Source organism: Sphingomonas sp. Leaf67 (assembly GCF_001421965.1).
Lineage (GTDB): Bacteria > Pseudomonadota > Alphaproteobacteria > Sphingomonadales > Sphingomonadaceae > Sphingomonas.
Genome location: NZ_LMLP01000012.1, coordinates 158,549 through 173,126, shown reverse-complemented (window position 1 = coordinate 173,126; position 14,578 = coordinate 158,549). Strand labels below are relative to the sequence as shown.

General features: G+C 65.7%; 18 protein-coding genes. 9 read left to right on the top strand and 9 right to left on the bottom strand.

The window, feature by feature from the left end:
- Positions 1–17 precede the first annotated feature (17 nt).
- The 9 genes from ASE90_RS08470 to hemE all read right to left on the bottom strand — a co-directional run bounded on the left by ASE90_RS08470 (position 18) and on the right by hemE (position 8,780).
- Positions 18–944 (bottom strand): ParB/RepB/Spo0J family partition protein, encoded by a 927-nt coding sequence (locus tag ASE90_RS08470; protein WP_055998821.1) that lies wholly within the window; start codon positions 942–944, stop codon positions 18–20.
- Positions 941–1,720 carry a ParA family protein gene (locus ASE90_RS08465; RefSeq protein ID WP_055998819.1) on the bottom strand — a complete coding sequence of 260 codons (780 nt, stop codon included), beginning with the start codon at positions 1,718–1,720 and terminating at the stop codon, positions 941–943. Before ASE90_RS08465 ends, ASE90_RS08470 begins: the two co-directional genes overlap by 4 nt.
- Entirely contained in the window at positions 1,717–2,337 is a 621-nt protein-coding gene (rsmG, locus tag ASE90_RS08460) for a 16S rRNA (guanine(527)-N(7))-methyltransferase RsmG (protein WP_055998817.1), read from the bottom strand. Before rsmG ends, ASE90_RS08465 begins: the two co-directional genes overlap by 4 nt.
- Positions 2,334–4,160: a tRNA uridine-5-carboxymethylaminomethyl(34) synthesis enzyme MnmG gene (mnmG, locus tag ASE90_RS08455; protein WP_055998815.1), complete on the bottom strand. Its 1,827-nt coding sequence runs from the start codon at positions 4,158–4,160 to the stop codon at positions 2,334–2,336. The genes rsmG and mnmG overlap by 4 nt, the downstream gene beginning before the upstream one ends.
- Positions 4,161–4,182: 22 nt before the next feature.
- Positions 4,183–5,475 (bottom strand): tRNA uridine-5-carboxymethylaminomethyl(34) synthesis GTPase MnmE, encoded by a 1,293-nt coding sequence (mnmE, locus tag ASE90_RS08450; RefSeq protein ID WP_055998813.1) that lies wholly within the window; start codon positions 5,473–5,475, stop codon positions 4,183–4,185.
- Positions 5,465–5,695: a DUF6489 family protein gene (locus ASE90_RS08445; RefSeq protein WP_055998811.1), complete on the bottom strand. Its 231-nt coding sequence runs from the start codon at positions 5,693–5,695 to the stop codon at positions 5,465–5,467. Before ASE90_RS08445 ends, mnmE begins: the two co-directional genes overlap by 11 nt.
- A gap of 196 nt (positions 5,696–5,891) precedes the next feature.
- The gene (gene rho / locus ASE90_RS08440; protein WP_055786574.1) at positions 5,892–7,148 is read right to left on the bottom strand and encodes a transcription termination factor Rho; all 1,257 of its coding nucleotides are present in this window, start codon (positions 7,146–7,148) and stop codon (positions 5,892–5,894) included.
- Positions 7,149–7,293: 145 nt separating this feature from the next.
- The gene (locus tag ASE90_RS08435) at positions 7,294–7,749 is read right to left on the bottom strand and encodes a CopD family protein (protein WP_055998809.1); all 456 of its coding nucleotides are present in this window, start codon (positions 7,747–7,749) and stop codon (positions 7,294–7,296) included.
- Positions 7,746–8,780 carry a uroporphyrinogen decarboxylase gene (gene hemE, locus ASE90_RS08430; protein WP_055998806.1) on the bottom strand — a complete coding sequence of 345 codons (1,035 nt, stop codon included), beginning with the start codon at positions 8,778–8,780 and terminating at the stop codon, positions 7,746–7,748. Before hemE ends, ASE90_RS08435 begins: the two co-directional genes overlap by 4 nt.
- 307 nt (positions 8,781–9,087) lie before the next feature.
- Between hemE and ASE90_RS08425 the strand changes: the two genes are divergently transcribed.
- From ASE90_RS08425 to ASE90_RS08385, 9 genes are read left to right on the top strand one after another with little or no spacing between them, the layout of a single operon-like run.
- On the top strand, positions 9,088–9,906 hold the full coding sequence (locus tag ASE90_RS08425; RefSeq protein ID WP_055998804.1) for a pyruvate, water dikinase regulatory protein: 819 nt from the start codon (positions 9,088–9,090) through the stop codon (positions 9,904–9,906).
- Positions 9,903–10,499, top strand: a complete 597-nt coding sequence (locus tag ASE90_RS08420; protein ID WP_082449669.1) for a Maf family protein — start codon at positions 9,903–9,905, stop codon at positions 10,497–10,499. The genes ASE90_RS08425 and ASE90_RS08420 overlap by 4 nt, the downstream gene beginning before the upstream one ends.
- Positions 10,496–11,305 (top strand): shikimate dehydrogenase family protein, encoded by an 810-nt coding sequence (locus ASE90_RS08415; protein WP_055998802.1) that lies wholly within the window; start codon positions 10,496–10,498, stop codon positions 11,303–11,305. Before ASE90_RS08420 ends, ASE90_RS08415 begins: the two co-directional genes overlap by 4 nt.
- Positions 11,302–11,898: a dephospho-CoA kinase gene (coaE, locus tag ASE90_RS08410; protein ID WP_082449668.1), complete on the top strand. Its 597-nt coding sequence runs from the start codon at positions 11,302–11,304 to the stop codon at positions 11,896–11,898. The genes ASE90_RS08415 and coaE overlap by 4 nt, the downstream gene beginning before the upstream one ends.
- A gap of 7 nt (positions 11,899–11,905) precedes the next feature.
- Positions 11,906–12,592: a DNA polymerase III subunit epsilon gene (gene dnaQ, locus ASE90_RS08405; protein ID WP_055998800.1), complete on the top strand. Its 687-nt coding sequence runs from the start codon at positions 11,906–11,908 to the stop codon at positions 12,590–12,592.
- A 58-nt stretch (positions 12,593–12,650) separates the two neighbouring features.
- On the top strand, positions 12,651–13,247 hold the full coding sequence (gene hpf, locus ASE90_RS08400; RefSeq protein ID WP_055998798.1) for a ribosome hibernation-promoting factor, HPF/YfiA family: 597 nt from the start codon (positions 12,651–12,653) through the stop codon (positions 13,245–13,247).
- Position 13,248: 1 nt separating this feature from the next.
- Positions 13,249–13,716, top strand: coding sequence for a PTS sugar transporter subunit IIA (locus tag ASE90_RS08395; RefSeq protein ID WP_055998796.1), 468 nt, complete (start codon positions 13,249–13,251; stop codon positions 13,714–13,716).
- Positions 13,676–14,167: a PaaI family thioesterase gene (locus ASE90_RS08390; RefSeq protein ID WP_055998794.1), complete on the top strand. Its 492-nt coding sequence runs from the start codon at positions 13,676–13,678 to the stop codon at positions 14,165–14,167. The genes ASE90_RS08395 and ASE90_RS08390 overlap by 41 nt, the downstream gene beginning before the upstream one ends.
- The gene (locus tag ASE90_RS08385) at positions 14,164–14,499 is read left to right on the top strand and encodes a DUF1491 family protein (RefSeq protein WP_055998792.1); all 336 of its coding nucleotides are present in this window, start codon (positions 14,164–14,166) and stop codon (positions 14,497–14,499) included. The genes ASE90_RS08390 and ASE90_RS08385 overlap by 4 nt, the downstream gene beginning before the upstream one ends.
- Positions 14,500–14,578 lie beyond the last annotated feature (79 nt).

Below are 14,578 nucleotides of genomic sequence, written 5' to 3'. Positions count from 1 at the left end.
CGCGTAAATTTTGGGTGTCAGATCCGCTCGCCGCTCAGCCTTTGGCAGACCATGTCGAGCTGACCGAGCGTAGAATAGCCGATGGTGATCGTTCCGCCCTTTTCGCTGAAGACGATGTCGACGTTCAGTCCCAGCACATCGCCCAATTGCCGTTCGAGCGCGCGCAGATCGGCATCGCCGGCACCATCGCCCCCTGAGTCGTTCGACGACGGGCGCGGCGCCCGCGCTGGCTTGCCGTTGCGCGGTTCGCGGGCGTTGCGCGCCAGTCGTTCGGCATCGCGCACCGACAGCCCCTTGGCGACGACCTTCTCGGCGATCGTTTCGGCGCCCGGCACGTTGATGAGCGCGCGGGCATGTCCCATGCTCAACCGCTGGTCACCGACCATGTCCTGGATCGGCTTGGGCAGGTCGAGCAGCCGCAACAAATTGGTGACGTGGCTGCGCGACTTCGCGACCAGATGCGCCAGCGCCTCCTGCGTATGACCGAATTCGTCGATCAGCCGGCGATAGCCTTCCGCCTCCTCGATCGCGGTCAGATCGCGGCGCTGGATATTTTCGACCAGCGCGATTTCCATCGTCTCGGTATCGGTGAAGTCGCGGACGACCACCGGCACCTCATGCAGATGCGCCCGCTGCGCCGCACGCCAGCGACGCTCACCGGCAACGATCTGAAAGCCCTTGCCATGCGGACGGACGACGATCGGCTGGATGACGCCGCGCGCCGAGATCGATTCCGCCAGCTCGTCGAGCGCCGATTCATCGAAGAAGCGACGCGGCTGTCCGGGCAATGGCGACAGGGCGGTCACCGGCATCTGCCGTACTCCGCTCGGCGGCCCGGCATGACGCGGGGTCGAACTCTCGCCATCGGGTTCACCCAACAGCGAGCTGAGCCCCCGGCCCAGTGCGCCCGACCGTGGGCGGCGCGGAGCTGCCTGTTCGCTCATGCCGCCTCCGCCAGACCGGGCAGCCGGGCAATCACCTCGCGGGCGAGCGCGATATACGCTTCCGACCCGGCGCAACGATAGTCGTAGATGAGCGCCGGCATGCCGTGGCTAGGTGCCTCGGACAGACGGACGTTGCGCGGGATCACCGTATCGAACACTACTTTCCCCAACACCGCGCGCACATCGTCCGATACCTGGTCGGTCAGCCGGTTGCGGCGGTCATACATTGTCAACACCACGCCGAGGATCGCCAGCCCCGGATTGAACCGGCCACGGATCCGCTCGACGGTCGTCAGCAACTGGCTGAGCCCCTCCAGCGCGAAGAACTCACACTGCAGCGGCACCAGTAGCGCATGGCTCGCCACCATCGCATTGATCGTCAGCAGGCCCAGCGACGGCGGGCAATCGATCAGGATCACGTCCCACTTGCCGCCGCTCGCCTCGACCACCCGATCGAGCCGGTGCGTCCGCGCTTCGAACTCGATCAGCTCGATTTCGGCACCCGACAGATCGACCGTTGCCGGCACGATCGACAGGCGCGGTACCCGCGTCGGGATCGCCGCTTCATGCAGCATCATGTCGCCGACCAGCAGGTCATAGGTCGAATATTCACGATCGTTGCGTCCGATGCCCAACCCGGTCGAGGCATTGCCCTGCGGATCGAGGTCGAGAATCAACACATCCAACCCGGTCGCGGCCAGTGCCGTACCGACGTTGATCGCCGTGGTGGTCTTGCCGACGCCCCCCTTCTGGTTCGCGATGGCAATGCAAATCATGCTTGGTGCACTCCCCTGGCGACCACGATCGACGATGTCGGATCGGTAATACTGTGTTCCACGTGAAACGTCCCGCGCCACGCGGCGCGCGCTTCGACCAGTTCCTCGGTCGCCGAACGTCCCTTGGGCAACACCCATATCGTATCGCCGTCGCTATGCCGATGGCCGATTGCGAATAAGGCGGCGAGTTTTGCGACGGCGCGCGCACTGATGATCGCCGCCGGACGGGTGGTCGGCAGCTTCTCGATCCTCGCCTGATGAACGACGATATTGGCCAGATCAAGATCGTCGGCGATCGCCGCCAACAACGCGGCGCGTCGTGCGCGCGGTTCGACCAGTACAACCTGCCGATCGGTCAGAATCGCTGCGACAATCCCGGGAAAGCCGGCCCCCGATCCGATATCGATCCAGTCGCCGGCATTTGCCGTTTTCGCCAACGGGATCAGCTGCGCCGAATCCAGCACATGCCGTTGCCAGATACGATCGACCGTCGATGCCGCAATGAGGTTCTGGTTCTCGGTCTCCGCAACAATCCGATCGGCAAAGCGCGCCAGCATGGCCGTCCGCTCCGCCCCGAACCGTTCGTCGATCCACGCCCGCGCTTCGGCTTCGGTCATGCCGCCAGCTTGCCCGAACGATGGTGCAGCAGGATCGCGACCAGTGCCGCCGGGGTCACGCCCTGAATGCGCCCGGCCGCCGCCAACGTATCGGGTGCCGCCGACGTCAGACGCTCCACCATTTCATTGGAAAGGCCGGGCACCGCCCGATAGGCGAAGTCGTCCGGCAGCTGCACATGATCGACCTTCGCCGCCGCCAGTTCCGCTGCCTGTCGTTCGAGATACGGGGCATAGCGCGCGTCTTCGATCAATTCACCCAACACGTCATCCTGTCCGTCGATCCCGAGATGGTCCGGCCGAACGCCCGACACCAGCAGCCATTCACCGCCGCTGCGGGTATCGGTCCCTGCGACCGGCGCACCATTGGCGGCCAGCGCGGTCGCGGAATGCCGGGCCGACAGCTGCTCCAGCAACGCCGATCGCCGTTCGCTCCGCTCGGCCTGTTGCGCGATCCGCCCGGCCGACAACAGACCCGCCGCCGCACCGATCGCGCCGAGCCGGGTCGCCGCATTGTCCGACCGGAGATGCAGCCGATACTCCGCACGCGCGGTCATCATCCGGTACGGCTCCGACACGCCCTGCAACACCAGATCGTCGATCATCACACCGATATAGCTGCTTTCCCGCGACAGGATCAGCGGCTCAAGCCCCAGCGCCTCACCAGCGGCGTTCGCGCCGGCGATCAGGCCCTGCCCGCCCGCCTCTTCATAGCCGGTCGTGCCGTTGATCTGTCCCGCGAAATACAGCCCGCCCAGCGCCCGCAACGCAAGCGTCGGTCCCAACGCGCGCGGATCGATATAATCATACTCGACCGCATAGCCCGGCGTGACGATGTCGACGCGTTCCAGCCCGGCGACACTGCGCAGCATTGCCAGCTGCACATCGGTCGGCAGCGAGGTCGAGACGCCGTTGGGATAGACCAGATGCGTATCCAGCCCCTCGGGTTCGAGGAAGATCTGATGCCCGTCACGGTCGCCGAAGCGATGCACCTTGTCCTCGATCGACGGGCAATAGCGGGGACCACGCCCCTCGATCGATCCGCCAAACAGCGGCGACCGGTAAAGCCCGGCGCGGATGATGTCATGCGTCTCGGCCGTCGTCCGGGCGATCGCGCAGGCCAGTTGCGGCAATCGCTTCGCCGGATCGGACCGCGGCGACATCGTCCATATATCCGTATCGGACGGCTGTTCAGGAAGTGCCGCCCAATCGATCGTCCGGCCATCAAGCCGCGGCGGTGTCCCCGTCTTCAACCGGGCGATCGGCAACGACAGATCGCGCAGCTGCCGACCCAGTCGGGTCGCCGCCCGCTCGCCGACCCGGCCCCCGATCGATCGCTCCTCACCCCGAAACATCGTACCGCCAAGGAACGTACCTGTCGCGAGAACGACTGTCCGCGCCGCGATCCGGGTACCGTCGGCCAGTTCGACCCCGGTGACCCGGCCCGCGTCGGTCGTCAGCGCGACGATATCCCCGCCAAGGATCTTCAGCTTGGGATGCGCCAGCAATGCGCGAACCGCCTCCGCATAGCGGACCCGATCGGCCTGGACCCGTGGCCCCTGCACCGCCGATCCCTTCGACCGGTTGAGCATGCGGTGATGGATCGCTGCAGCATCGGCGGCGCGCCCCATCAGCCCGTCGAGCGCATCGATCTCGCGAACGATATGCCCCTTGCCCAACCCGCCGATCGCCGGGTTGCACGACATCGCCCCGATCCGCGTCGGATCGAAATCTATCAACAGCGTCGTTGCGCCGCGTCGCGCCGCTGCCGACGCTGCTTCGGTACCGGCATGGCCGCCACCTACGATGATTACATCAAAGGTCATGTACTGGGTTCCACGTGGAACATCATTTGCCGATACAGAAGCGCCCGAACAGATCGTCAAGAACCGCCTCGGTCGCGCGCATTCCGGTCAGCGCCGCGAATGCCTGAACGCCATAGCGCAATTCTTCGGCCAGCAACAGCGGGTCGAGTTGCGTTGCAGCACGTCGCAGCGCTGCCGCCGCTGTCCGGGCGTGGCTTGACTGCCGCTGATTCAGTGCCAGATCATCGACCTTCGGCAGCATTGTCGACGCTCGCTCCGTCAGCGCCTGCCAAAGTTCGGACAGCCCCTCCCCCGTTTCCGCGGACACCGCGACACGATCCGCCGGAACAGCTTCGCGACGAATATCGCTTCGCGGGTGTAGCGCAAGAACCGATGCGGCTTGCGGCGGCGCGTCGTCGCCCAACCACAACACGATATCCGCCGTCGCGATCGAGTCCGTCGCACGATCGATTCCGATCCGTTCGACCGGATCGATGGCCTCGTCCCGCAGCCCGGCCGTGTCGAGAAACAGCCATGCGATCCCCTCGCGCGTCACCGGAATCTCGATCACATCACGCGTCGTTCCCGCCAGCGGCGACACGATCGCTGCCTCGCGACCGACCAGCGCGTTCAGCAACGTCGACTTGCCGGCATTGGGCGGTCCGGCCAGCACGACGCGAATGCCATCGCGCAGCCGCTCGACCGGTGGCACCGCCAGCACCGCATCGATCGTATCGGCCAGTATCGCCGCTTCACGCCGGACACCGGTCAGCACCTCATCGCCGGCATCGACGTCATCCTCATCGGCATGGTCGAGCACCGCCTCGACCATCGCCGACAGCCGCGTCGCAGTGGCCGTCCATTCCGCCACCGCGCGCCGCAATCGTCCATCGCTATTGGCCAAGGCCATCCGCCGCTGCGCATCGGTTTCGGCCGACAATAGATCGCCAAGCCCCTCGGCTTCGGTCAGGTCGATGCGACCCTGCGCCAGCGCACGCCGGGTGAACTCGCCGGGCTCGGCCACCCGCAGCCCGTCGATATCGGCCAGTACCCGCTCGACACCGGCGACGACCGCCCGCCCGCCATGCAGATGCAGTTCGACCAGATCTTCGCCGGTCGCGGTCATTGGTCCCTGGAAGACCAGCACCAGCGCCCGATCGAGCAACTGGTTATCCGCAGGGTCGCGTAGCGCACGGACGCCGGCATGCCGTGGTCGCGGGAGGTTACCCGCCAACCGGGTGGCCGCACCGATTGCACCGGCACCGGAAATGCGCAGTACGGCGATTGCGGCGGGCGGACGTCCGCTCGACACCGCGAAAATCGTGTCAGCCGCCACGGCCCGCCGTTTCGAACATCTTGCGCCAGAACGTCATGCCCGCCTCGCCCATGGGTGCCCAGCTCTGCATCAACTGGTTGAGCAGTTCGGGGCTGGCCCCCTTTTCCATCGTCTCGCCCAGCATGGCGACATAACGTTCGTGGATAGGCGTGAAGTCCGGCAAGCCCATCGCGCGCCGGGCTTCCTCCGGGGTGCACTCGACTTCGACGTTGATCTTCATGGCAGCCCTTCGCGTGGGAGTGATTGCACCACGATAGGCGGAAATTGCCCGGAATGCGACAACGCCCGCGTTTCCGGGTGGGAAAGCGGGCGTTGGGTCTGGGGCGGACGCGGGCGTGGCCCGCGTCGTCGGTCGGGGCGTTGCCCCGCCGGCCGGCCGCGTTCGTGATCTGCGCCGGAACGGCGCGGTCCGAACGCTATTGATTCATGCTGTCGAAGAAGTCCTCGTTGGTCTTCGAATTCTTCATCTTGTCGAGCAGGAACTCCATCGCGTCGATCGTGCCCATCTGCATCAGGATGCGGCGCAGGACCCACATCTTCGACAGCTTGGTCTTGTCGACCAGCAGCTCTTCCTTGCGGGTGCCCGACTTGCCGACGTCGAGTGCCGGGAAGATGCGCTTGTCCGCCACCTTGCGGTCGAGGACGATTTCCGAATTGCCGGTGCCCTTGAACTCTTCAAAGATCACTTCGTCCATGCGGCTGCCGGTATCGATCAGCGCGGTGGCGATGATCGACAGCGACCCGCCTTCCTCGATGTTGCGCGCCGCACCGAAGAAGCGCTTCGGCCGCTGGAGCGCGTTCGCATCGACACCGCCGGTCAGCACCTTGCCCGACGACGGCACGACGGTGTTGTAGGCACGGCCGAGACGCGTGATGCTGTCGAGCAGGATCACGACGTCCTTCTTGTGCTCGACCAGCCGCTTCGCCTTCTCGATCACCATTTCGGCGACCTGGACGTGGCGTTGCGCGGGTTCGTCGAAGGTCGAGGACACCACCTCGCCCTTCACGCTGCGCTGCATGTCGGTGACTTCTTCCGGGCGCTCGTCGATCAGCAGGACGATCAGGAACACTTCGGGATGGTTGTCGGTGATCGCCTTCGCCATGTTCTGCAACATGACGGTCTTGCCGACCCGCGGCGGCGCGACGATCAGCGTGCGCTGTCCCTTGCCCTGCGGCGACACGATGTCGATCACCCGCGCCGACTTGTCCTTGACCGTCGGGTCGAGCTGATCGAGCGTCAGCTTGCTCTCGGGGTAGAGCGGTGTGAGGTTGTCGAAGTTGACGCGGTGACGGACCGCATCGGGATCGTCGAAATTGACCGACACCAGTTTGCTCAACGCGAAATAGCGTTCGCCATCCTTCGGCGCGCGAACCTCGCCCTCGACGGTATCGCCGGTGCGCAGGCCATGCTTGCGCACCTGGTTGGGCGAGACATAGATATCATCCGGCCCGGCGAGATAATTGGCCTCCGGGCTGCGCAGAAAGCCGAAGCCGTCCTGCAACACTTCGATCGTGCCGACGCCCATGATCTGCTCGCCATTTTCGGCGCGCGCCTTCAGGATCGCGAACATCAGGTCCTGCTTGCGCATCGTCGACGCGCCTTCGACCCCCAGTTCCTCGGCCATCGAGACCAGTTCGGCGGGGGCGTGTTTCTTTAAATCTTTGAGATGCATCGGGGGGTGGTCCAGATCAGCGATGAGGAGGCAAGGTCGGCAAAGACAAGCGGACGCAAGCGGCTGGGACGGGCGCACCGAGGACCGGGCACCACTGCCGGATGGACTAGGTCGCGGCTCGCTTCAAGTCAAGCGTGTCGCCCTGCTAAAACGGCTTCACCACCGCCAGCACCACCGCCGCGATCGCCGCCAGCGCCGGCAGTTCGTTCGCCAGCCGCAGCTGTTTGGGCGTCAGGGTCGGCCGCCCCGCCGCCAGCTTCTTCGAATAGCCGACCGCCCAGCCATGATAGCCGCTGAGCAGCAAGACCACCAACAGCTTGGCATGCAGCCACCCCAGTCCCGAACCGCCGTCGAACAGTCCGACATTGGCGGCCAGCAACAGCCCGAGCACCCAGACGATCACCATCGCCGGCGTCAGGATCATCCGCCGGAGCAACGCCTCGCGCCGGATCCAGCGCGGCGGCTCGGCCGGGTCGGCAAGCCCTTCCTGATGATGCACCAGATAGCGCGGCAGCATGAACAGCCCCGCCATCCAGAAAATGACGAACACGATATGCGCCGCCTTCACCCAGAGATACGCGCCGCCGAGAAACCCGCTCATGCCCCCCGTACCCGCGACACCAGTCGCTCGACATGCGCGATCGGCGTGTCCTGCTGGATGCCGTGGCCAAGGTTGAAGACATGCGGCCGGTCGGTGAATGCCGCCAGCACTTGGTCGACCCCGGCATCGAGCGCCTCGCCCCCGGCGATCAGCAACAACGGATCGAGATTGCCCTGGACCGGCATGCCCGCCGGCAATGCCTCGTTCGCCCAGACCGGATCGACCGTCTCATCAAGGCCGATGGCATCGACCCCGGTCTCGCGCGCATAGGCGGCGAGCTTGCCGCCCGCGCCCTTTGGAAAGCCGATGATCGGTACATCACACCGTGCCCGCAGTCCGTCGACGATCGCCACGGTCGGCGCGATCACCCAGCGTTCGAACTCGGCCGGCGCAAGACTGCCCGACCAGCTGTCGAACAGCTGCACCACCTCGACCCCGGCCGCGACCTGCCCCGCCAGATAGTCGATGGTCATCGCGACGATCCGGTCGATCAGCGTCTGCACCGCTGCCGGATCGCCATAGGCCATACGCCGGGCCTCGGCCTGTTCCCGGCTACCCTTGCCTGCGATCATGTACGTGGCGACCGTCCACGGCGATCCTGCGAAGCCGAGGAAGGTGGTCGTCGCTGGCAGGGAAGTCGCCACACCGCGAACCGTCGCATAGACCGGGTCGAGGATCGTCGTATCGGGCACCAGCGCGTCGATCCCCGCCCGCGTCCGCAATTCGGGCGCCAGTCGCGGCCCCTCGCCCGCCTCGAACCACAGCTTTTGCCCCAGCGCGTTCGGCACCATCAGAATGTCACTGAACAGGATCGCCCCGTCGAACGCGAAGCGGCGCAGCGGCTGCAACGTCACTTCGGTCGCGGCGGCCGGGTCGTTCACCAGATCGAGGAAGCCGCCCTTCTCGGCACGGAGCGCGCGATATTCGGGCAGATACCGCCCCGCCTGCCGCATGAGCCACAGCGGCGGCATGGGCGGCTTTCCCCCGGCCAGCACCTGGAGAAGCGGTTTCGGGGATGCAGGACCGGTCAGCGTCGTCGCTCCTCTACCAAGAAGTAGAATCTAATAGGGTTGTTGGAAGTGGTTGGGCGGTGGGTAACGGGGCTTATGGTGGATTACCCGAAATGCCAACAGATTGACGGGACGAAACCCACGCGAGTCCGCCGATTCCCCGAATGTCATCCCCGTTATCCACAGGCTGTGGATAAAATCACGGCCTGTGTCGGGATTGTGGATAACTCGGGATCGATATCGGGCTTTTCCACAGCTTGGCGGCGGGGGCGAGTTACGCTAGCCCCTGCCCCCGACTTATCCACAGCCTTGTGCAGAAAGGCCCCGTATGCGGCTGCACCTCCACCTTCTGTCCGACTCCACCGGCGAGACGCTGGAGAATATCGCCAAGGCGGCGCTGGCGCAGTTCGACGATGTCGACACGATGCGCCATTTCTGGCCGATGGTGCGATCCGAAGCGCATCTCGAACGCATTCTGACCGAAATCGCGGTCAATCCCGGGCTGGTCCTCTACACGCTGGTCAATCCGGCGATCCGGCGGATGCTGGAGGCACGCTGCGCCGCGCTGGGCCTGCCGATCGTCGCGCCGATGGACGCGGTCAGCCATGCACTGTCGAGCCTGCTTGGGCAGGAGGCGAAGGCGCGTCCGGGGCGGCAGCACAGCCTCGACGCCGCCTATTTCGCGCGGGTCGATGCGATCCAGTGGACCATCGCCCATGACGACGGCATCGCGTCGGAGGATTGGGAAGAGGCCGACATCGTCCTCGCCGGTGTTTCGCGGTCCTCCAAGACGCCGACGTCGATCTATCTCGCCAATCGCGGGTACAAGACCGCCAATATCCCGATCGTCGTCGAAAGCCCGCCGCCGCCGATCCTGTTCCGGCTGAACAGCCCGCTGGTCGTCGGGCTGACGACCAGCGCCGACCGGCTGATCGCGATCCGCCGCAACCGGCTGTTGTCGCTCAACCAGATGCCCGACACCGATTATGTCGAACAGGATGCGGTGGTGCGCGAGCTGTCGTTCGCGCGGCGGATGTTCGCCGACAATGGCTGGCCGGTCATCGACGTCACCCGCCGCTCGATCGAGGAAACGGCGGCGGCGATCATCACCCTGTGCAACGAACGCCGTATCGAGCCGCGCGCATGAGCTTCGTCCTCGCCTCGATGAGTGCGACCCGCCGCGCCATGCTCGACGCTGCCGGCATCCCGCACGACGCGATCGCGAGCGGCCTCGACGAAGAGGCTGCGAAGGCGGCGCTGGCCGGCGAACAGCTGAAACCCCGCGACCTCGCCGATGCGCTTGCCGAAATGAAGGCGATGCGCGCCGCGACCCGTGTCGGCGGGGCGATGGTGCTCGGCGGGGATACGGTGGTGGCGCTGGCCGACGGCACCGTCCTCGACAAGCCGGTCGACCGCGCCGATGCCGCCGCGCATCTGCGCGCGCTGTCCGGTGGACGCCACGACCTGTTCAGCGCGGCGGTGTTCGTCGAGGGCGGCCGTCCGGTCTGGCGGCATATCGGCCATGCCAGACTGACCGTCCGGCCGCTGTCCGACGCCTTTATCGAAACCTATCTCGACGCCGAATGGCCGGCGATTGCCGGCTGCGTCGGCTGTTTCCGGATCGAGGGGCCGGGCGTGCAGTTGTTCGACCGGATCGACGGCGATCACTGGACGATCCTCGGCATGCCCTTGCTCGAAATCGCGCGCTATCTGCGCCAACGGGGAATGTTGCCCGCATGAAGCCCTATGCCGAAGTGATCGGCGATCCGATCGCCCAATCCAAATCGCCGCTGATCCACGGCTTCTGGCTCGACCAGCTCGGCATCGATGCCGAGTATAAAAGGTTCCACGTGAAACCGGCGGCGTTGGCCGACTATTTCGCCGCGCGGCGGACCGATCCGAACTGGCGCGGCTGCAACGTCACCGTCCCGCACAAGCTGACCGCACTCGACCATGTCGCCGATCCGGGCGATGTGCGCGGATCGATCGGTGCGATCAACACCGTGTTCCGCGGCGAAGGCGGCGACTGGATCGGGACCAACACCGACGCGGCAGGTTTCCACGCTCCGATCGCCGGCCTCGACCTGATCAGACAACCGGTCGCGGTGATCGGTGCCGGTGGTGCCGCTCGCGCGATCCTGTTCGCGCTGTCGAAACTGGGCGTCGGCCGGGTAACCGTCCTCAACCGCAATCCGCTCAAGGCCGCCGCGCTGCTCGCAACCTTCGGGTTGAAGGGCGACGCGCTGCCGCTGACCGCGCCGCTGCCGTCGGTCAGGCTGCTGGTGAATGCCAGCACACTCGGCATGACCGGCCAGCCCCCGCTCGCCATCGATCTCGCGCCGCTGCCGCAGGATGCGGTGGTCTATGACGCGGTCTATGCGCCGATCGAAACGCCGCTACTGGCGCAGGCGCATGATCGCGGGCTCGACACGGTCGACGGCCTCGAAATGCTGGTTGGGCAGGCGGCGCTGGCGTTCGAACTGTTCTTCGGTGCCGCCCCGCCCCGCGATCGCGACGACGAACTGCGCGAACGACTGGTGGCGTGACCCATATCCTCGGCCTCACCGGCTCGATCGGCATGGGCAAGTCGACGGTAGCCGGCATGTTCCGCGACCTCGGCGTGCCGGTGTTCGATGCCGATGCGACCGTACACAGGCTGCAAGGACCGGACGGCGCGCTGCTCCCGGCAATCGAAGCGGCCTTCCCCGGCACGACCGGACCCGACGGCCTGCACCGCGCAACCCTGCGCGACCGAATCTTCGGCGACCCGGCGGCGCGCAATCGGCTCGAAGCGATCGTCCATCCCGCCGTCGCGGCCGAGCGGCAACGCTTCCTCGACGACCATGCCGACGCACCGTTGGTCGTGCTCGACGTCCCGTTGCTGTTCGAAACCGGCGGCAACGCGCGATGCGACTCGGTCGCTGTCGCCACTGCCGCGCCCGATGTCCAGCGCGCGCGCGTTTTGGCGCGCCCGACCATGACCGAGTCGGCCTTTGCCGCGATCCTCGCCTCGCAACTGCCCGACGCCGAAAAACGGCAGCGCGCGACGCATCTTATCCACACCGACACGACACTCGCCGCGACCAGGGCGCAAGTCGCCGCGCTCGTCGCTTGCATGGGGGGCGGCGAAGGCGGATAAGGTCGCAATGCGCGAGATCGTGTTCGATACCGAAACCACCGGCTTCAAATTTGCGGAAGGCGACCGGCTGGTTGAAATCGGCTGCGTCGAACTGGTCAACCGGGTCGAGACCGGCAATGTCTATCATGCCTATTTCAACCCCGGTCGATCGATGCCCAAGGAAGCGGAGGCGGTCCACGGCCTGTCCGATGCGTTCCTCGCCGACAAACCCGCCTTCCATACCGCGATCGACGATCTGTTGGCGTTCATCGGCGACAGCCCGCTGATCGCGCATAATGCGACGTTCGATTTTAGCTTTCTGAACGGCGAACTGGGTGCATGCGGGCGCGATCCGGTCTGTCTTACCCGCATGGTCGATACGTTGGCGATGGCGCGCAGCCGCCATCCCGGGGCCAAGCACACCCTCGACGCCCTGTGCGTCCGTTTCGGCATCGATCGCAGCCGCCGCGTGCTGCACGGCGCACTGCTCGACGCGCAGTTGCTGGCACAGGTCTATGTCGAACTGATGGGCGGTCGCCAGATTGGCTTCGGGCTCGACACGTCGCCGACGATCCTCGTCGAAACGGTCGGCATCACCACGCCGGCAGCAGCACGTCCAGCGCGATATTTTGCGCCGAGTGCCGATGAACTTGCGGTCCACGCCGCCTTCGTCGCGACGTTGAAGGACCCGTTATGGGGCCAGTCGCCGACCTGAGGCGTTGACACCACCCGCTTTCAGCGGCTCACACGATTTCACAATGACGGAGGATTACATGGACATCCGGGTTTCGGGGCACCAGGTCGACACTGGGGACGCACTGAAGGAGATGGTCCAGGAGCGTCTCCAGGGCATCGCCGACAAATATTTCCAGCGCGCGATTTCGGCGAACGCGACCTTCAGCAAGGGGCCGCACGATAACGGCTTCGTATGCGACATCGTCTGCCACGTGACGCAGGGCCTCGTCCTGAAGGGGCATAATAGCGGACAGGAGGCGCAGGGCGCGTTCGTCGGTGCCGCCGACAAGATCGAAAAGCAGCTTCGCCGCTACACCCGCCGCCTGAAGGATCGCAACGCCGCACAGGTCGTCGCGATGAACGAGGCCGGTGGCTACGACAACGGCTTCGACAATGCCGGCTACACCGTCTTCGGCGGTGAGCAGGAGGAAGAGGAGGTTCCCGACGCCCCCCTCATCATTGCCGAAACCCGCGTCGACGTGCCCGATGCCAGCGTGTCCGACGCGGTGATGATGCTCGACCTGCGCAATACCAACGCGCTGCTGTTCAAGAACAGCGGCACCGGATCGTTCAACATGGTCTATCGCCGCCACGACGGCACGATCGGCTGGGTCGAGCCCAATCGCGCAGCCTGACTTGTACGATTTCCAGGATCTTTTGACGCCCGAAACGGTGCTGGCGAATAGCTCCGCCGGCACCCGCAAGGCGTTGTTTACCCACATCGCCTCCGTCGCCGCACCGGCGACGGAGGTCGATGCGAAGCTGCTTGCCGATCGCATGGCCGATCGGGAAAAACTGGGCACGACCGCATTCGGCGGTGGCATCGCCATCCCGCATGTCCGGTTCGACCCGCCCGGCGCGGTACGCGGCGTCTTCGTGCGGCTGGCGCGTCCGATCGATTTCAGCGCGGTCGACGAACTGCCGGTCGATCTGATCTTCGCCCTGTTCTCCCCGGCCGATGCCGGCGGCGACCATCTGAAGGCGCTGGCCCGGGTTTCGCGCGCGCTGCGTGATGCGACGTTCCGGGCAAAACTGCGCGGGGCCGGTTCGGCCGACGCACTCTATGCATTGCTGTCGGGTGTCGAGGCGCGTGACGCTGCCTGACACGCCCGCCGGCGAAGCGGCGCATTTCCGGGCGTTGGAAGCACTCTATGCCGTCGCGCCGATCAACCGCATGTTCGATTCCCGGCTGGAAATCGTCGAGCCCGGCGTGGCGCGCATTCATTTCACCATCGATGAGCGCCATTTCCATGCCGCCGGCGCGGCGCATGGTACGACCTATTTCAAGATGCTCGACGATGCCGCCTTCTATGCTGCCAACAGTCTGGTGACCGACCGCTTTCTGCTGACCACCGCGTTCAACCTGTTGCTGCAACGACCGCTCGGTCCCGGACGGATCATTGCCGAAGGGCGTTGGGTCAGCGGCAAGCGACGCGTGTTCATCGCCGACGCGCATCTGATCGACGGCGATGGCGAGGAAGCGGCGCGCGGCACCGGTACCTTCATGAAAAGCCGCATCCCGCTCGCCACCCTTCCCGGCTACGCACAGCCGTGAGCGAATGGCCGACGGCGCTCCGCGTCAACGCCTTTGTGCGCGCGGTCGAGAATGCCGGCGGCAGCGCGATGGTGCTGGCCCGGGGCGACCGGGATTCCGGCGTTATCCTGCTGCTCGCCATCGACCGCGACGGGACCGTCCGCCTGTTCGAGCGCGACCGCGATCTCGACGGGCGATCGCGGATCGTCCAGCGCAAACCGGCTATGGCGGGCGAAGCGGCGCTGACCGACTATTGGCAGGCACGCCGCACGCGCGACCCCGATTTATGGGTGGTCGAGGCGATCGTCGCAGCAGTCGAACCGTTGGCCGCTGAAACGCTGTGGGCGAATTGACCTGTTAACCTTTGGGACCGTACCCGCTTTCCAACGAAGACAAGCGCTGGTCCGGTTAGGATTTCGATTGGTGGCGCAG